This window comes from Pseudarthrobacter sp. SSS035 (genome assembly GCF_023273875.1).
Classification (GTDB): domain Bacteria; phylum Actinomycetota; class Actinomycetes; order Actinomycetales; family Micrococcaceae; genus Arthrobacter.
Window position 1 is genome coordinate 4,161,287 of the sequence record NZ_CP096882.1, and the last position, 15,278, is coordinate 4,176,564.

The 15,278-nt window shown below is 65.4% G+C and carries 13 protein-coding genes and 1 pseudogene; 9 read left to right on the plus strand and 5 right to left on the minus strand.

Translation table 11 applies throughout. The features are described 5' to 3' along the window. The first annotated feature begins 51 nt into the window (after positions 1–51). The 6 genes and pseudogenes from mihF to MUN23_RS19345 all read left to right on the plus strand — a co-directional run bounded on the left by mihF (position 52) and on the right by MUN23_RS19345 (position 6,049). The gene (gene mihF, locus MUN23_RS19320) at positions 52–369 is read left to right on the plus strand and encodes an integration host factor, actinobacterial type (protein WP_168223552.1); all 318 of its coding nucleotides are present in this window, start codon (positions 52–54) and stop codon (positions 367–369) included. A gap of 47 nt (positions 370–416) precedes the next feature. Beyond that, positions 417–992 (plus strand): guanylate kinase, encoded by a 576-nt coding sequence (gene gmk, locus MUN23_RS19325; RefSeq protein ID WP_248760478.1) that lies wholly within the window; start codon positions 417–419, stop codon positions 990–992. 36 nt (positions 993–1,028) lie between these two features. Continuing rightward, positions 1,029–1,289 (plus strand): DNA-directed RNA polymerase subunit omega, encoded by a 261-nt coding sequence (rpoZ, locus tag MUN23_RS19330; protein ID WP_248760479.1) that lies wholly within the window; start codon positions 1,029–1,031, stop codon positions 1,287–1,289. 29 nt (positions 1,290–1,318) lie between these two features. Next, complete coding sequence (coaBC, locus tag MUN23_RS19335) at positions 1,319–2,569, plus strand: bifunctional phosphopantothenoylcysteine decarboxylase/phosphopantothenate--cysteine ligase CoaBC (protein ID WP_248760480.1); 1,251 nt, start codon at positions 1,319–1,321, stop codon at positions 2,567–2,569. A 78-nt stretch (positions 2,570–2,647) separates the two neighbouring features. Beyond that, positions 2,648–3,883 (plus strand): methionine adenosyltransferase, encoded by a 1,236-nt coding sequence (gene metK / locus MUN23_RS19340; protein ID WP_141140716.1) that lies wholly within the window; start codon positions 2,648–2,650, stop codon positions 3,881–3,883. Positions 3,884–3,894: 11 nt separating this feature from the next. After that, positions 3,895–6,049: pseudogene (locus MUN23_RS19345) on the plus strand (primosomal protein N'). A gap of 23 nt (positions 6,050–6,072) precedes the next feature. Here MUN23_RS19345 and MUN23_RS19350 read toward each other — a convergent pair. Genes MUN23_RS19350 through MUN23_RS19365 form a run of 4 tightly spaced genes read right to left on the minus strand, consistent with a single transcriptional unit; the run spans position 6,073 to position 9,941 of the window. Continuing rightward, positions 6,073–7,149, minus strand: a complete 1,077-nt coding sequence (locus tag MUN23_RS19350) for a glycosyltransferase family 1 protein (RefSeq protein ID WP_248760482.1) — start codon at positions 7,147–7,149, stop codon at positions 6,073–6,075. After that, positions 7,146–8,075 (minus strand): alpha/beta fold hydrolase, encoded by a 930-nt coding sequence (locus tag MUN23_RS19355; RefSeq protein WP_248760484.1) that lies wholly within the window; start codon positions 8,073–8,075, stop codon positions 7,146–7,148. Before MUN23_RS19355 ends, MUN23_RS19350 begins: the two co-directional genes overlap by 4 nt. An 11-nt stretch (positions 8,076–8,086) precedes the next feature. Further along, entirely contained in the window at positions 8,087–8,956 is an 870-nt protein-coding gene (locus MUN23_RS19360; protein ID WP_104060716.1) for an aldo/keto reductase, read from the minus strand. 10 nt (positions 8,957–8,966) lie between these two features. Then, positions 8,967–9,941, minus strand: coding sequence for a sugar-binding transcriptional regulator (locus tag MUN23_RS19365; RefSeq protein WP_248760486.1), 975 nt, complete (start codon positions 9,939–9,941; stop codon positions 8,967–8,969). 123 nt (positions 9,942–10,064) lie between these two features. On the opposite strand from MUN23_RS19365, the gene MUN23_RS19370 reads away from it, so the two are divergent. From MUN23_RS19370 to glpK, 3 genes are all read left to right on the plus strand, one after another. Then, positions 10,065–11,891 carry a glycerol-3-phosphate dehydrogenase/oxidase gene (locus MUN23_RS19370; protein ID WP_371875939.1) on the plus strand — a complete coding sequence of 609 codons (1,827 nt, stop codon included), beginning with the start codon at positions 10,065–10,067 and terminating at the stop codon, positions 11,889–11,891. A 94-nt stretch (positions 11,892–11,985) separates the two neighbouring features. Next, positions 11,986–12,738: an MIP/aquaporin family protein gene (locus MUN23_RS19375; protein WP_248764147.1), complete on the plus strand. Its 753-nt coding sequence runs from the start codon at positions 11,986–11,988 to the stop codon at positions 12,736–12,738. Between the two features lie 44 nt (positions 12,739–12,782). Further along, a complete protein-coding gene (glpK, locus tag MUN23_RS19380; protein ID WP_248760488.1) occupies positions 12,783–14,297 on the plus strand; it encodes a glycerol kinase GlpK in 1,515 nt (504 codons plus the stop codon). A 78-nt stretch (positions 14,298–14,375) separates the two neighbouring features. Here the strand turns inward: glpK and MUN23_RS19385 are convergent, their stop codons facing one another. Next, positions 14,376–15,278 (minus strand): hypothetical protein, encoded by a 903-nt coding sequence (locus MUN23_RS19385; RefSeq protein ID WP_248760490.1) that lies wholly within the window; start codon positions 15,276–15,278, stop codon positions 14,376–14,378.

Genomic DNA, 15,278 nt, shown 5'->3' on the forward strand with positions numbered 1-15,278 from the left:
GTCCAATGGCGGTCGCCTTGGACTCAGCCGATGAATCCGGGGGTGTCCTCCATGAGCCTGCGACCCTTATCTCCTTCGGAACGCGCGGCGGCCCTGAACAAGGCGGCCGCCGCGCGGGCCGCCAGGGCGGCCGCCAAAGAGCGCCTCAAAAACGGCAAGACGTCGGCAGCGGATCTTATCGGTGCCGCCGCCGCGGATGACGCCCTCGCCCGGATGCGGGTGGTGGAGCTGTTGGAGGCCCTGCCGGGCATCGGAAAAGTCAGGGCTGCAGCCATTATGGAGCAGTTGGGCATAGCGGCGTCCCGCCGGCTCCGCGGACTGGGCATTCACCAGCGCCAGGCGCTGGTAGATTTTATAGACGAGAAATAGGGCGTTCCCAGGGGCGCCCGAACCCAAACTCCGCCGCAAAGGAATACGTGAGCAAGAAACCGGGACTGACAGTCCTCGCTGGTCCGACGGCTGTTGGCAAAGGCACCGTGTCCACCTACATCCGGGATAACTACCCCGAAGTCTGGCTTTCCGTATCGGCCACCACCCGCGCTCCGCGGCCCGGTGAGCAGGACGGCGTCCACTACTTCTTCAAGTCCAGGGAAGAGTTCGAGTCGCTCGTTGCAGCCGGCGAGTTCCTCGAATGGGCCGTAGTCCACGGCCAGAACACCTACGGCACGCTGCGGAGTTCCGTGGACGAGGCCATCGCCGCCGGCAGGTCCGTCCTGCTGGAGATCGATCTGCAGGGTGCACGCCAGGTCAAGCAGGCCGTTCCGGACGCCCAGTTTGTGTTCCTGGCACCGCCCAGCTGGGACGAAATGGTCCGCCGCCTGGTGGGTCGCGGCACGGAAACCGAGCAGGAGCAGCAGCAACGGCTGGAAACAGCTAAACTGGAACTTGCCGCTGAACCGGAGTTTAACCACACCGTCATCAATGATGACGTTCGCCGGGCAGCGGACGAGCTTGTTTCACTCATGGGGCTGACCCCGCACCCGCACAAGTAGCCGGTACCAGCCAGCCCGTTAGAATTTGGAGAATTCGTGTCCACGAACCTTGAAGGCATCATCAACCCGCCGATCGACTCACTGCTTCAGGCAGCTGATTCCAAGTACGGCCTGGTGATCTTCGGTGCCAAGCGTGCACGTCAGATCAACGCTTACTACGCCCAGCTGCACGAGGGCCTGTTCGAGTACGTCGGCCCCCTGGTCGACACCAAGCTGAACGAGAAGTCGCTGTCCATCGCCCTGCGCGAAATCAACGAAGGCAAGCTCGTTTCCACGCCGATCGAACCCGCAGAGTAAGTTCAGACTGCCCTGTTGACGGAGGTCACGTGCGCATAGTCCTCGGAGTCGGGGGAGGGATTGCGGCCTACAAGGTCGCATCGCTCCTCCGGCTTTTTACTGAAGCCGGCCACAATGTCACGGTGATTCCCACTGAGGCAGCCACCCGCTTTGTGGGTGTCGCCACGTGGGAGGCCCTCTCCGGGAACCCGGTCAGCAACAGCGTCTTCGACGACGTGCACCAGGTCAACCACGTCAGGCTCGGCCATGAGGCCGACCTCATCGTGGTGGCGCCCGCGACGGCCGATCTGCTGGCGCGCGCGGCCACCGGACAAGCCAACGACCTCCTCACCAACACGCTGCTCATGGCCAGCGGCCCGGTACTCTTTGCCCCCGCCATGCACACGGAGATGTGGCAGCACGCCGCCACCCGCGCCAACGTTGAAACGCTGCGGAGCAGGGGAGTGGCCGTCCTGGAACCGGCCAGCGGCCGGCTCACCGGCACCGACTCCGGTCCGGGCCGCCTGCCTGAGCCCGAAGCCATTTTCGACGCCGCCATGGCACTCGCCCAGGGCCAGTCCGATTACCAGCTTCCGCTAGCCGGGCGGACCGTCACAGTCAGCGCAGGCGGAACGCGGGAACCGCTGGACCCCGTCCGTTTCCTGGGCAACCGGTCCTCCGGTAAGCAGGGTGTGGCGCTGGCCGTCGCCGCCCGCAACGCGGGTGCCACGGTCCGCCTGGTCGCCGCCCATATGGAGGTCCCGGCGCCGGCCGGGGTCGACGTGGTGACCGTTGAGACCGCCTTGGAGTTGCGCGAGGCCATGCTGGCAGCCGCGGCGGATTCCGACGTCGTGATCATGGCTGCGGCCGTGGCGGACTTCCGCCCCGCGGAGATCTCCGGGACCAAAATCAAAAAACGTGATGACACCGCGGACCCCGTCATTTCCCTGGTCCGGAACCCGGACATCCTCCAGGAACTGGTCGAGGTCCGGGACCACGCTCCCGAAAACGAGGCCAGCCGCCGCAGCCAGCTGATTGTGGGCTTCGCAGCAGAGACCGGTGACGGCCAGGGCGACGTCTTGACCTACGCGGAGGCAAAGCTCAAGCGCAAGGGCTGCGACCTCCTGGTGGTCAATCATGTGGGATCGGACAAGGTTTTTGGCCAGGACAGCAACTCGGTAGTCATCCTTGCCCGCTCCGGCGCCGAACCACAACTGGCCGCCGGAACCAAAACAGAGGTTTCGGCCGCCGTCATCACGCGGGTCGGCTATGAGCTGAACCACGTTTCGCCACGCGCCTGACCGAAAGCCACGCACCGTTTCCTTAGCACGGGGACACACGCCGCCGGACGTCCGATTCCCAACCAGTAAGGTAGTTGAGTGACTTTACCGCTGCACATTCCCCACACCCACGGGGCCACGCCCTCCGCACTCCGGCTCTTCACGTCCGAGTCGGTCACTGAAGGCCACCCGGACAAGATCTGCGACCAGATCAGTGACGCCATCCTGGATGCACTGCTCGCCGCGGACCCCGAGTCCCGCGTCGCCGTGGAGACCATGGCCACCACCGGCCTGGTCCACGTTGCCGGTGAGGTCACTACCGACGCCTACGTCGAAATCCCGCAGATCGTCCGCGAAACCATCCTCGGCATCGGCTACGACTCCTCGGCCAACGGTTTTGACGGTGCCCGCTGCGGCGTGTCCGTCTCCATCGGACAGCAGTCCAACGACATCGCCGGGGGTGTCTTCAACTCCCTCGAAGCCCGCGAAGGCCGCCAGGAGGACGACTACGACCTCCAGGGCGCCGGCGACCAGGGCCTGATGTTCGGGTACGCGAGCGACGAAACCCCGTCCTACATGCCGGTGCCGATCTGGATCGCGCACCGCCTGTCCGAACGCCTCACCGAGGTACGCAAGTCCGGGGAACTGTCCTACCTCCGCCCCGACGGCAAGACCCAGGTCACCATCGGCTACGACAAGGACGTCCCGGTTTCCGTCGAAACCGTCGTCATCTCCAGCCAGCACGCCGCAGGCACCAGCCTGGACCGGCTGCGCGCGGACCTCGCCGCCTTTGTCATTAAGCCCGTCCTGGCTGCAGCCAACCTGGACATTTCCCGGGCTGCCAACATCCTGAACCCGGCCGGTGAGTTTGTCATCGGCGGGCCCGTCGGTGACGCCGGCCTGACCGGACGCAAGATCATTGTGGACACCTACGGCGGCATGGCCCGCCACGGCGGCGGCGCCTTCTCGGGCAAGGACCCCTCCAAGGTGGACCGTTCCGCTGCCTACGCCATGCGCTGGGTTGCCAAGAACGTCGTGGCCGCCGGACTGGCAAAGCGCGCCGAGATCCAGATTGCCTACGCCATCGGCCAGGCCCGCCCCGTGGGCACGTACGTCGAGACTTTCGGCACCGAGACGGTAGACCCGGCCAGGATCAGCGCCGCCATCGCGGAGATCTTCGACCTCCGCCCGCGTGCCATCATCGATGCCCTGGACCTCAAGCGTCCCATCTACGCGAAGACCGCCGCGCACGGACACTTTGGCCGTGACGATCCCGACTTCACCTGGGAGCGCCTGGACCGGGTGGAGGACCTGAAGGCCTTCTTCAACGCGTAGGCCAGTCCGCCATGGCCTCTGATGAGTCTGTCCCTCCCGGCGCCGTCCAGTTGTCGCTGCTGCAGGGCTTCCCGGCGAAGGCCAGGCCGTCCGGGCCCCCGCTGGCCGCGCACCTTCCGGTGGCCAGGGTCCTCGTGGAGACGCCGCTGCCGCATCTGGACCGGCCTTTCGACTACAGCGTGCCGGCCGAACTGGACGGGGCCGCACAGGCCGGCGTCCGGGTAAAGGTCAGCTTCAACGGCCAGGACCTGTCCGGGTTCATCATTGAACGGACTGAAGAATCCGACGCCGGCCACACCCTGGTGCCCCTGCAGAAGGTGGTCTCTCCCGTCGTCGTCCTGACTCCGGCTGTCCGGGATCTGGTGTCCGCAGTCGCGGCCCGGTATGCGGGGACCGTCAGTGACGTCCTTCGCGTCGCGGTGCCTCCGCGCATGGCGAGGCTCGAGAAGGACTTCCTCCCGCCCCCCGAAGCAGAGCCTGCGGCACCGGATCCGCTCGCCGACGCCGGGGCCTTGACCGGCCCGGACGTCCCTGCCGGGACTGACGCAGACTGGACCGGGTACCGCAACGGCCCGGCATTTGTCCGCCACCTGAGGGACGGCGGATCTCCACGGGCGGTCTTCAACCCGCTCCAGGGATTCGGCCCGGCAGCTTGGCCGCACCTGATGGCAACGGCCGTGGCAGCAGTCCGTGCCTCCGGCCGCGGCGCCGTAGTGGTGGTGCCGGACTACCGGGACCTGGACCAGCTGGAAAAGGCGCTCCTGGCTGTGCTGCCCGCCGACGATATCGCCCGCCTGACATCCGACGACGGCCCCACCCCCCGCTACCGGAACTTCCTGCGCCTCCTTGCCGGGTCCGCGCGCGTAGCCATCGGCACGCGCTCGGCAGCGTTTGCCCCGGTCCGGGATCTGGGCCTTGTTGCCTGCTGGGACGACGGCGATGACCTCCACATCGAACAGCGTGCCCCGTACGCCCATGCCCGCGACGTGCTGCTGCTGCGCGCGGACCAGGAAGGCACAGCCTGCCTCATGGCCGGTCATTCCAGGAGCACGGAACTCCAGCGGCTGGTGGAGGCCGGCTGGGCCATGCCCGTTGAGGCCGATCGGGCGTTCGCACGACAGACCGTGCCCCGGGTACTGAACACGGCGGACAGCTTCGAGCAGGAACGCGACCCCCTGGCCCTGGTTGCGCGGCTTCCCGGTGCCGCGTGGCGGGCTGCCAAGGACGGGCTGGAACGTGGGCCCGTCCTGGTGCAGGTGGCACGCGCCGGCTACGCGCCGTCGCTCGTCTGTGAGACGTGCCGCGAACCTGCCCGGTGCCAGGCCTGCCAAGGTCCCCTTGCCCTGGCCGGAGCCAGCGGCAGCTCTGCGATCCCGCAATGCCGCTGGTGTTCCACGCCGGCGCCGGAGTGGCAGTGTGCCCATTGCGCGGGGCACAAGCTCCGTAAGGGCGCCACCGGCGTCCTGCGCACAGCCGAAGAGCTGGGCAGGGCATTTCCCGGAAAAAACCGTCATTACGTCCTCGGGCGGCAACATCAAGGCCGGCGTTGGCAGCGCCAAGGCCTTGGTGGTGGCCACCGTCGGGGCCGAGCCCGTGGCGGAGGGCGGTTACGCAGCGGCGCTGCTCCTGGACGGTGACTCCCTGCTCCGCCGGGAGAACCTTCGCGCCGGGGAAGACACGGTGCGCCGCTGGTTCAACGCCGCGGCTTTGGTGCGCCCGGCGTCCGACGGCGGACTGGTGGTCATCACCGCGACGGAAAGTGTTGCTGTTGGCGCGTTGCTGCGGTGGGACCCGGCCGGGTACGCCAGGCGCGAGCTGGAACTCCGGATGGAACTCCAGCTGCCGCCGGCGGTCAGGATTGCCTCGGTCACCGGCCCCCGGGCCGCCGTCGTACATTTTTCCGGGACCGTGGAGAAGGAGCTGGCCGCCGCCGGCGTGACGCTGCGGACCGCAGGACCGGCTCCGCTGGTCCTCACCGGTCCAGCGGCCGCCGGGGGAGCCGGGGGTGCCCAGGGGGCCGTGGAAGACGCCCGGACCCTGCTGTTCTTCGCGTACGGGCAGGCAGCCACTGTCACCCGGGTGTTACGTGCAACAAAGGCTGCGGCCGCCGCCAAGAGGACCACGGAACCGGTCCAGGTCAGGCTGGACGGCGTGGACGTCCTCTAGCGGCTTCCTTTTGGCGGCATCAGTCAGCGGCTGCGCCGCGCCATGATGTCGTGGGCCACGTCCACCAGCTGCTGCGCGGATTCGTCCCAGCTGAACTCCTGCGCACGTGCCACGGAACGGCGGGACACCTGTTGCCAGTGGGCGTCGTCCCGCAGTTTCTGCACGGCCGCGGCGAACTCTGCCGGGGATGCGGGATCTACGTAGGTTGCCGCGTCGCCGCCCACCTCGCGGAAAATCGGGATGTCGCTGGCGATGACCGGCGTGCCGAGGGCCATGGCCTCCACCAGCGGAAGACCGTAACCTTCGGCGCGGGAGAGGCTCACCAGTGCGGTGGCCCGCATGAGCAGGACGGCATATTCGTCATCGGTGACACCGTTGTGGAAGACCACCGTGGCACCCGGCGGCACCATGATCTCCAGCTCGGCCCGGCGCTCGGCGGTGATCCTGCTCAGCAGGTGCAGGGTGAAATCCGGCAGCTCGGACATGCCGGCCACCATTGTTTCAACGTTTTTGTAGGGCATGAACGAGCCCATGTACACCAGCGAATGGTCCGCCCCGGCGGCGGGATCACGCGGTTCCTGGGCGGGCTGCGGAGCGTTGCTGATGATCCGCACGGGCCTTTTGGTGAGCCGGTACTTGGCCATGAGCGCTTCTGTGGTCCGGCTGATGGTGGCCACGGTGTCCGCCCGGTTGAGGAGGACGCGCTGCGGCCAGAACGCCTTGTGGTAGAGCCGCCAGAGCACGCGGACGGGTGCCGGCAGGAATCCCGGGGGAGCGGGGTGCTCGTAGTAGATGAGGTCGTGCAGGGTCAGGACCAGGCCGTACTTGCGCCCCCAGCTGCCCATGGTCTGCATGGGGCACACCACAACATCGGCGCCGAGCGGGTTGATCCTGCGGGCCACGAACAGCTCCAGCGGGGACAGCGGACTGTTGATCAATGTGTACGGAACATCCGGGAGCAGCGCCAGTTGGCGCGTGTCGCTGATAAGCATGGAAACCTCGGCCACCTTTGCCGTGGCGGCGATGAGGCTGGCCCCGTAACGGCTGATGCCGTCGTGATGATCGGTCCGGGTGAATCGTGCATCGATGACAATCTTCACGCGGGGTGGTCCTTAAGGAAGCTGCGGATGAAGCCGGCGGCGGGGCCGGGCGTTTCGTAGTGGATCAGGTGGCCGACGCCGGGAATGACTTTGAGGACGCCGTCGGGGAGGAGCGCGGCGAGACGGTGCTGGTCCGGCAGGGTGGCAATCTCGTCTTTTTCGCCGGCGACCAGGAGCACCGGCAGGCTCAGCTTCCCGGCAACCTCGGCCACATGGCCGCTGACCGAGGCCGTGAACGATTCGAGGAGGCTTTCCCGGTTCGCGAAAGCGCTGAAGTAGGCATGGTGCTGGCCGTGGATGAAGCGTCGCAGGTCTGTGTCGGCCGTCTTGGCCATGGCCTCGCTCATGACCCTGACAATCAGCGGACTGCGCAGCAGTGCCAGTCCCAGCCGGCGGGGGAGCCGGGCCGCCAGCCGGTAGTAGAGGACGGCCAGCTTGGTCATGATGCCCTTGGGGCCTTCCAGGGCAGGCGCGGCGATGGGGTTGATCAGGATCAGCGGTGTGACGGTACCCGGGTTGGTGGCGACAAAATGGGCGGCGACGATCGAGCCGAAGGAGTGCCCTAACAGCACGGTGTCCGGGCCGAGGCCGAGCGCCGCCATAAAGTCGGTGACAAAAGTGCCGTACTGCTCCACCGAATGTTTCCCGGACACAAACGCGGCGGAGCTGCCGAACCCCGGCAGGTCCGGCATGATGATGCGCATTTCCGGCAACTGGTCTGCAACCCGGAGCAGGCCGTGGTGATCGCCGCGGAAACCATGAATGACCAGGATGGTGCGGGTGTCCGGTGTGGCCTGGATCGGTTCGTAAGTCCAGTACGCCACGGTGCCGCCGTTAATCACGATGTCGGCGGCCCGGGTGCGGGCGGCCAGCCCGGCGCTGAAGAAGGAGGGCGCAGGGGATGGCTGTTGATCGGCGGTTTTCATGACCCTCGGTCCTAGTTGACGTTGTCGGGGTGGGACCCGGTGCGCTGACCGCGGTCAAGCTCGGCAAGGGCTGCCATGTCGCGGTCTGAAAGTTCAAAGCCGAAGACGTCCAGGTTTTCCCGGATCCGGGATTCGGAGCTTGCCTTCGGAATGGCGATGTTCCCCAGCTGGATGTGCCACCGAAGAATGATCTGGGCTGCTGTCCTGCCGTGTTCGGCGGCCAGGGCCAGGACCACGGGATCCAACAGAACGTGTCCGCGCGCCAGGGGGCTCCAGGCTTCCGTCCGGATGCCCAGGGCGTGGTGCTTGTCCCTCAGCTCCGCCTGCTGGAGCCACGGGTGCAGTTCAATCTGGTTCACGGCGGGCACCACTTCGGCGCTCTCGAGCAGCCGGTCCAGGTGCGCGGGCTGGAAGTTGCAGACACCGATGGCGCGGACTTTGCCTTCGCGGTACAACGTTTCGAGGGCGCGGTAGGTGTCGGTGAACAGATCCCGCTTGGCGCAGGGCCAGTGGATCAGGTACATGTCCACGTAGTCCAGGCCGAGGTTGACCATGGAGGTATCGAAGGCACGGAGGGTTGAGTCGTACCCCTGGTCATCGTTCCAGACCTTCGTGGTGATAAATACGTCCTCGCGCCGCAGGCCGGGCGAGGATTCGCCGGAGCCGCCGCTTCTGCCTTCGGAATCCATGGCGGGGCCGAGCCCCCGCGCCACGCCGGTTTCGTTGCCGTACATCGCTGCCGTGTCAAAGTGGCGATATCCGGTGCCGAGGGCCGTGGCCACCAGGCCGGATGCTTCCGCTGCCGGAACTTTGTACAGCCCGAATCCCAACTGGTCGATCAGCACACCGTTGTTGAGGCTGAGCCGGGGTGAGGTTTTCATAGCATTGACTTTACCCATTGGGCCAGGCGACACCGCCAAAGCCCACCAGGCGGCGCGCGGTGGCTTCATCCACGATCAGGTCAGTGGCAAGGCCGGCGGAGAGGGCGCCCCGCAGGCCGTTGATCTTGGATGCCCCGGAAATCACGCAGATCCGCCGCCGGACCTGGCGCAGCTGGGCGAGCGCCGGACCCGTGGAGCGTTCGTTCAGGACGATGCCGTCAGAGGATCCGTCACGCCGGAAAAAGACCGTGGCCACGTCACCCACCACATCTGAATGGGCCAGCATCTTGAGATCGCTCTCGTCCAGGTATCCACCCGCATAGACGTGGCTCGGGTAATCGGCGTGCACGGACCCAACGCCGAAGATCGCGATGCTCATCCGGGCCTGCAGGTCCAGGATGCGCTGCACACTGCGCTCATTCCACATGGCGGTTTTGGTAGCCGCATGGTCAAAAAACGCGGGAACAGGGAACTGCTCCACGCGTGCGCCGTAGGCACCTCCGAAGCGGCGCATGATGTCACTCGCGTAGGTGATACCGGTGGTGTGCATGTTGCCGGCGCCGTTCAACTGGACCACAACCGTATCGTGCGTGATCTTGCGCGTGAGGTGCCTGCTGACCGCACTGATCGTTGAACCCCACGCGACACCGATAATCGCATTGGAGTCCACCAAAGGGCCGATGGTTCGGGCTGCCTGAATGGCCACGCGGTCCAGGGTTTCCGCCTCGTTCAAGGACTCCAGTACCGGGACAACGTGCACGTCCACGTTGTACTCGCGCCGGATCATGCTTTCGAGTTCGGGGCCCGTATCAAGCGGGTTGCGGATCTGGATCTGGACCAGTCCAGTGTCCCTGGCCGCCGACAGAAGCCTCGAAACAGTGGACCGGGATGTCCGCAATTCCCGGGCGATCGCGTCCATCGTCAGGTCCTGGAGGTAATACATCTGTGCAGCCCGCAGCGCATCTGAGTGCCGGGAAGGCGTCATTCTGACTCCATTCTGCACGTTTGTGCATAGTGCTTGACTCCATTTTCCATTACTCCAAACAATAGTTGAAGAACGACGGTGCGTCCGGCGGATGCCGGCACGCCAATAACCCAGGGAGCAGTGTTGGGACTCAAAGATTCATTCGGCCACAGCGGAGCCACGCCCGCCCACAGCCCCGTGCCGCGGGCATCGGTGCAGGGACTTCGGAACCGTCCGAATGCCAAGGTATTGATCATCGGCGGAGGCATCAACGGCGTGGGAACTTTCCGTGACCTCGCCCTGCAGGGAGTGGACGTTGCCCTGGTAGAGCGTGGCGATTACTGCCAGGGTGCCAGCGGTGCGTCCTCCCATATGATTCACGGCGGCATCCGATACCTGGAAAACGGGGAATTCCGCCTCGTCCGCGAATCCGTGGTGGAACGCAACCGCCTCCTGCGGATCGCACCGCACTACGTGAAGCCACTCCAGACCACCATCCCGATCTTCAGCACCTTTTCAGGCGTCCTGTCCGCACCGTTGCGGTTCCTCACGCACAAACAGCAGGGCAAGCCCAAGGAGCGCGGCGCCTTCCTGATCAAACTGGGGCTGAGCATGTACGACTCGTTCTCCCGGGACGGCGGCTCCGTGCCGCGCCACCAGTTCCGCGGACGCAAGCGTGCCCTCGCCGAACTGCCGCAGCTGCACCCGGGCATCAAATACGCAGCCACCTACTTCGACGCCTCGGTCCACAACCCCGAGCGCCTTACGCTCGATGTGCTCCAGGACGGCGAGAAAGCCGGGCAAGCCAGCGGCGGACCGGAAAGCTCAACAGCACGGGCGAGCAACTACCTTGAACTCCATTCGCTCGGCGGGGCTGCCACGCAGTCCGGCACAACAGAGTCCGGCACCACGGTCCAGCTCCGCGACGAACTGACTGGCGAGCTGTTTGATTTCACCGCGGACGTCATTGTCAACACCACCGGCGCCTGGGTGGACCTGACCAACGAAGCCATGGGGGCGGCGTCGGCCTTCATGGGCGGCACTAAGGGATCGCACATAGTTCTGGACCACCCGGTCCTGCTCGAGGCCTGCAAAGGCCGGGAGATCTTCTTTGAGCACACGGACGGCCGGATCGTCCTCATCTATCCCATGGGCGACCGGGTCCTGGTGGGAACCACTGATGTCCTTGCCGACATGACGCAGGAGGCAGTGTGCACGGAGGAGGAGATCGAGTACTTCTTCAACCTGATCGGCCACGTCTTCCCGGACATCACCGTGCAGCGTGACCAGATCGTCTACACGTTCTCCGGCGTCCGCCCGCTGCCACGCCACGACGCCACCCAGCCGGGGTTTGTCTCGCGCGACTACCGGATTGAACGGCGCACCCCGGCTGCCGGGGCACCCGGCGCAGGAACCGCCGTCGTACTCAGCCTGGTGGGCGGTAAGTGGACCACTTTCCGGGCTCTGGCCGAGCACATGGCAAATGATGTCCTCGCCGAGCTGGGGATGGAACGGAAGGTCTCGACGGCGAAGCTCGCCATCGGAGGCGGGGCCGGCTTCCCCGAGGACGATGCCGGGATCCAGAAATGGATCAAGGCACACATGGGCACCGGCCGGGACGCGGACCGCTCCGCCGCCCTGCTGACGCGCTACGGCACAAGGGCAGACGACGTGATCCGCTACCTTGATGCCGGCCCGGACAGGCTGCTCCGTTCCACCCGTGAACTCAGCGTCCGTGAGCTGGAGTTCATGGCCCGGAATGAGCAGATCGGGCACCTCATCGATGTCCTGGTCCGGCGAACCTCGCTTGCCTTCCGGGGCCTGGTGACCGGTGAACTCCTCGTCGAGGTGGCCGAAGTCCTTTCCGCACCGCTCGGCTGGGGCGCGGCCGCCAAGGCTGACGAGATCCAACGCGCACGGGAGGTGCTGGAGCGCTTCCACGGCGTGCAGATCCACAGCCTGGTGGCCTAGGCAGGCCAGGCTGCAGCCGGGGCGTCAAAGCGCTCCGGTTCAACGGTCCTTCAACCCGCGAAGGACCGCACAATAGAAAATAGAGGAGTCAATGATGTCTCTTGGAATTGTTTTTCTTTCCGAAGTCTTCGGAACGGCGATGCTCACCCTGCTGGGTTGCGGCGTCGTGGCCAACGTTGCCCTGAAGGGCACAAAGGGCAACAGCGGCGGGTTCCTGATGGTGACCTGGGGGTGGGGGATCGCCGTCTTCGCGGGTGTTTTTGTTGCCGCCAAATCCGGCGCCCACCTCAATCCCGCTGTCACGCTGGGCCTACTCGCCAAGCAGAGCAAGGAGTATGCCCCCGGCGTCCCGGTAGATGTGGCCTCAACTTTCACCTACTTTGGCGGTGAACTGCTCGGCGCTTTCCTGGGTGCTGTCCTTTGCTGGGTCGCATACAAGCAGCACTTCGATGCCGAACCCGTGGAAGCCAACAAGCTGGCGACGTTTTCCACCGGTCCGGCCATCCGCTCCACGCCCTGGAACCTGCTCACGGAGATCATCGGCACGTTTGTCCTGGTATTCGTCATCCTGACGTTCGGCGGGACGCCCTCGGGCCTTGGGCCGCTGGCGGTGGCACTGCTCGTGGTGGGCATCGGCGTATCCCTGGGTGGACCCACGGGTTATGCCATTAATCCGGCCCGCGACCTCGGGCCCCGCATCGCCCACGCAATCCTGCCCATCAAGGGCAAGGGTTCCAGTGACTGGGCCTACTCCTGGATCCCCGTCGTAGGGCCGTTGGTCGGCGGTAGCCTTGCCGGCCTGGTGGCCTTCTGGGTTCCCGCGATCATGCCTGCCATCGCCGGCTAGTCACCATTTCAAACTCACACAAAAATACAGACAAGGACGTCACCATGAACCAATACGTCATCGCCATTGACCAGGGCACCACCAGCTCCCGCGCCATCATCTTTGACCACAGCGGCAACATCGTTTCCTCGGGCCAGATGGAGCACGAGCAGATCTTCCCGCAGGCGGGCTGGGTAGAGCACAACCCTGCCGAGATCTGGAACAACACCCGCGAGGTGATTGCTTCCGCCCTCTCCAAGGCGAACCTGACCCGGCACGATATCGCCGCCGTCGGAATCACCAATCAGCGCGAAACCGCCGTCGTCTGGGACAAGACCACCGGCGAGGCCGTCTATAACGCGATTGTCTGGCAGGACACACGGACCCAGGACATCGTGGATGAGCTGTCCAAGGACGGCGGCCCGGAGCGGTTCAAGCAGAAGGTGGGGCTGCCGCTGGCAACGTATTTCTCAGGGACAAAGATCAAGTGGATCCTGGACAACGTTGACGGCGCGCGGGCCAAAGCGGAAGCCGGTGACCTGATCTTCGGCAACACCGACGCCTGGGTCCTCTGGAACCTGACCGGCGGCGTGGACGGCGGTGTGCACGTCACCGACGTCACCAACGCCTCCCGAACGCTTTTCATGGACCTCGACACGCTGACCTGGGACGAGGAAATCCTGGGCATCTTCGGCGTGCCACTGAGCATGATGCCGGCCATCAAGTCCTCCTCCGAGGTCTACGGCACCGTGCACACCTCCCAGCTGCTGCGCGAAGTTCCCGTGTCAGGCATCCTGGGTGACCAGCAGGCCGCCACGTTCGGGCAGGCGGCGTTCGAGGCCGGTGAAGCCAAAAACACGTACGGCACCGGCTGCTTCCTGATCTTCAATACCGGCGAGGAGATTGTTCACTCGAAGAACGGCCTGCTCACCACGGTCGGGTACAAGCTCGGCGATGCCCCAACGCACTATGCGCTGGAAGGCTCCATTGCGGTCACCGGTTCCCTGATTCAGTGGCTCCGGGACAATTTGGGCATGATCAGCAGCGCGCCGGAGGTGGAAACGCTGGCGGCGGCCGTTGAGGACAACGGCGGCGTCTATATTGTTCCGGCCTTCTCGGGGCTCTTCGCCCCGTACTGGCGTTCGGATGCCCGCGGCGCCATCGTGGGCCTGACCCGGTTCGTCAACAAGAACCACATCGCCCGGGCGGCGCTGGAGGCCACAGCCTTCCAGACCCGCGAGGTGCTGGACGCGGTCAACGCGGATTCCGGCGTTCCGCTCACTGAACTGAAGGTCGACGGCGGCATGGTTGCCAACGACGCGCTGATGCAGTTCCAGGCGGACATCCTGGGCGTTCCGGTGATCCGGCCGAAGGTAGTGGAAACCACCGCACTGGGCGCCGCCTACGCAGCCGGCCTCGCCGTCGGCTTCTGGAAGGACCTCGGCGAACTCTCGTCCAACTGGTCCGAGGACAAGAGGTGGGAACCGAAACTGGACCAGGCCGAGCAGGACCGGCAGCTGCGCCTGTGGAGGAAGGCCGTGACGAAGTCCATGGATTGGGTCGACGAGGACGTGCGCTAGCACTCCGAACCGGTCTCCGGACAGCAACGAGCAGGGAGGGTGGCCCGAGGAGTGCCGCCCTCCCTGGTCTTGTGCGGGTCAGGGTCCGTCGAGTTCAGCCGGCGGTGTCTTCGCATAGACACTTCTGCTGACCGAGTATGCCCGCCCATCCAGTTCCAACGCTTGGGTGTTGACGGCCGCGAACTGCGCGGCGCCCAGCTTCTTCACTTTCACCAGGTCCATGAATTCCTGGTCGGGACCGCCGACGGCGGTGACTTTCACCAGCCCTGTTCCGGCTGAGTAGAACTTCCGCTGGTGGCCTGCCTCAGGTGGTTCCAGCGGGTTGTATTCATCGATCACCAGTACATCGTCGTAGCAGCCAGTCGGGACGCAGACGTGCTGGTTTTTCTTGAACACTGTCCCGCAGTCAAGGAAGTCAACCTTGGGTGCATGGGCCTGGACATAGTCCGGCGTGCCGGTCCGGGGCCTGGCCTGCATGGCGATGCCGGCATGGGCCCTGGCAAGCCCGCTGATGAAAGTGCTGGGCGCACCAACGAACTCGCCGTTTTCGTATTCCTCCGGATATTCGCCGAATAGCCAGACCGTTCCCTTTCCAGTCTGCGCAAAGAAGGCCAGTTCGGATTCCACCAGTTCGCCGTCCGAGTAATCGCGGTCCCACAGGACACGGGTCTTGACGCCGTCAATTACCTTGGTCAGCCCGGTGACTGTATGCACGACGGTGCGTGTGCTGGTCCCTTCGGCGGAGGTCACGGTCCCCGTCGTCGTGTACTGCATGCCGGGCTTGAGCGGGAACCACTTGTTATCGATCCGCGGGGAAGCCTGGAAATCCGAACGGTCAAAGTTGATCGCGGACCCGGGCCCGCAGAGTTCCGGGGACGGCGGTGCGGCAGCCGCCGTCCCTGCCGACATCACTGTCAGCGATCCGAAGGCCAGCAGTAATGCGGACCCGTATGCTGTGAACCGGCGTGCCCGGAGAGCCAT

Coding starts and splice junctions, on each gene's coding strand:
- MUN23_RS19385 (WP_248760490.1), bottom strand. CDS start 15,278: ATGGCTCTCCGGGCACGCCGGTTCACAGCATACGGGTCCGCATTACTG.
- mihF (WP_168223552.1), top strand. CDS start 52: ATGAGCCTGCGACCCTTATCTCCTTCGGAACGCGCGGCGGCCCTGAAC.
- glpK (WP_248760488.1), top strand. CDS start 12,783: ATGAACCAATACGTCATCGCCATTGACCAGGGCACCACCAGCTCCCGC.
- MUN23_RS19375 (WP_248764147.1), top strand. CDS start 11,986: ATGTCTCTTGGAATTGTTTTTCTTTCCGAAGTCTTCGGAACGGCGATG.
- MUN23_RS19360 (WP_104060716.1), bottom strand. CDS start 8,956: ATGAAAACCTCACCCCGGCTCAGCCTCAACAACGGTGTGCTGATCGAC.
- MUN23_RS19355 (WP_248760484.1), bottom strand. CDS start 8,075: ATGAAAACCGCCGATCAACAGCCATCCCCTGCGCCCTCCTTCTTCAGC.
- MUN23_RS19365 (WP_248760486.1), bottom strand. CDS start 9,941: ATGACGCCTTCCCGGCACTCAGATGCGCTGCGGGCTGCACAGATGTAT.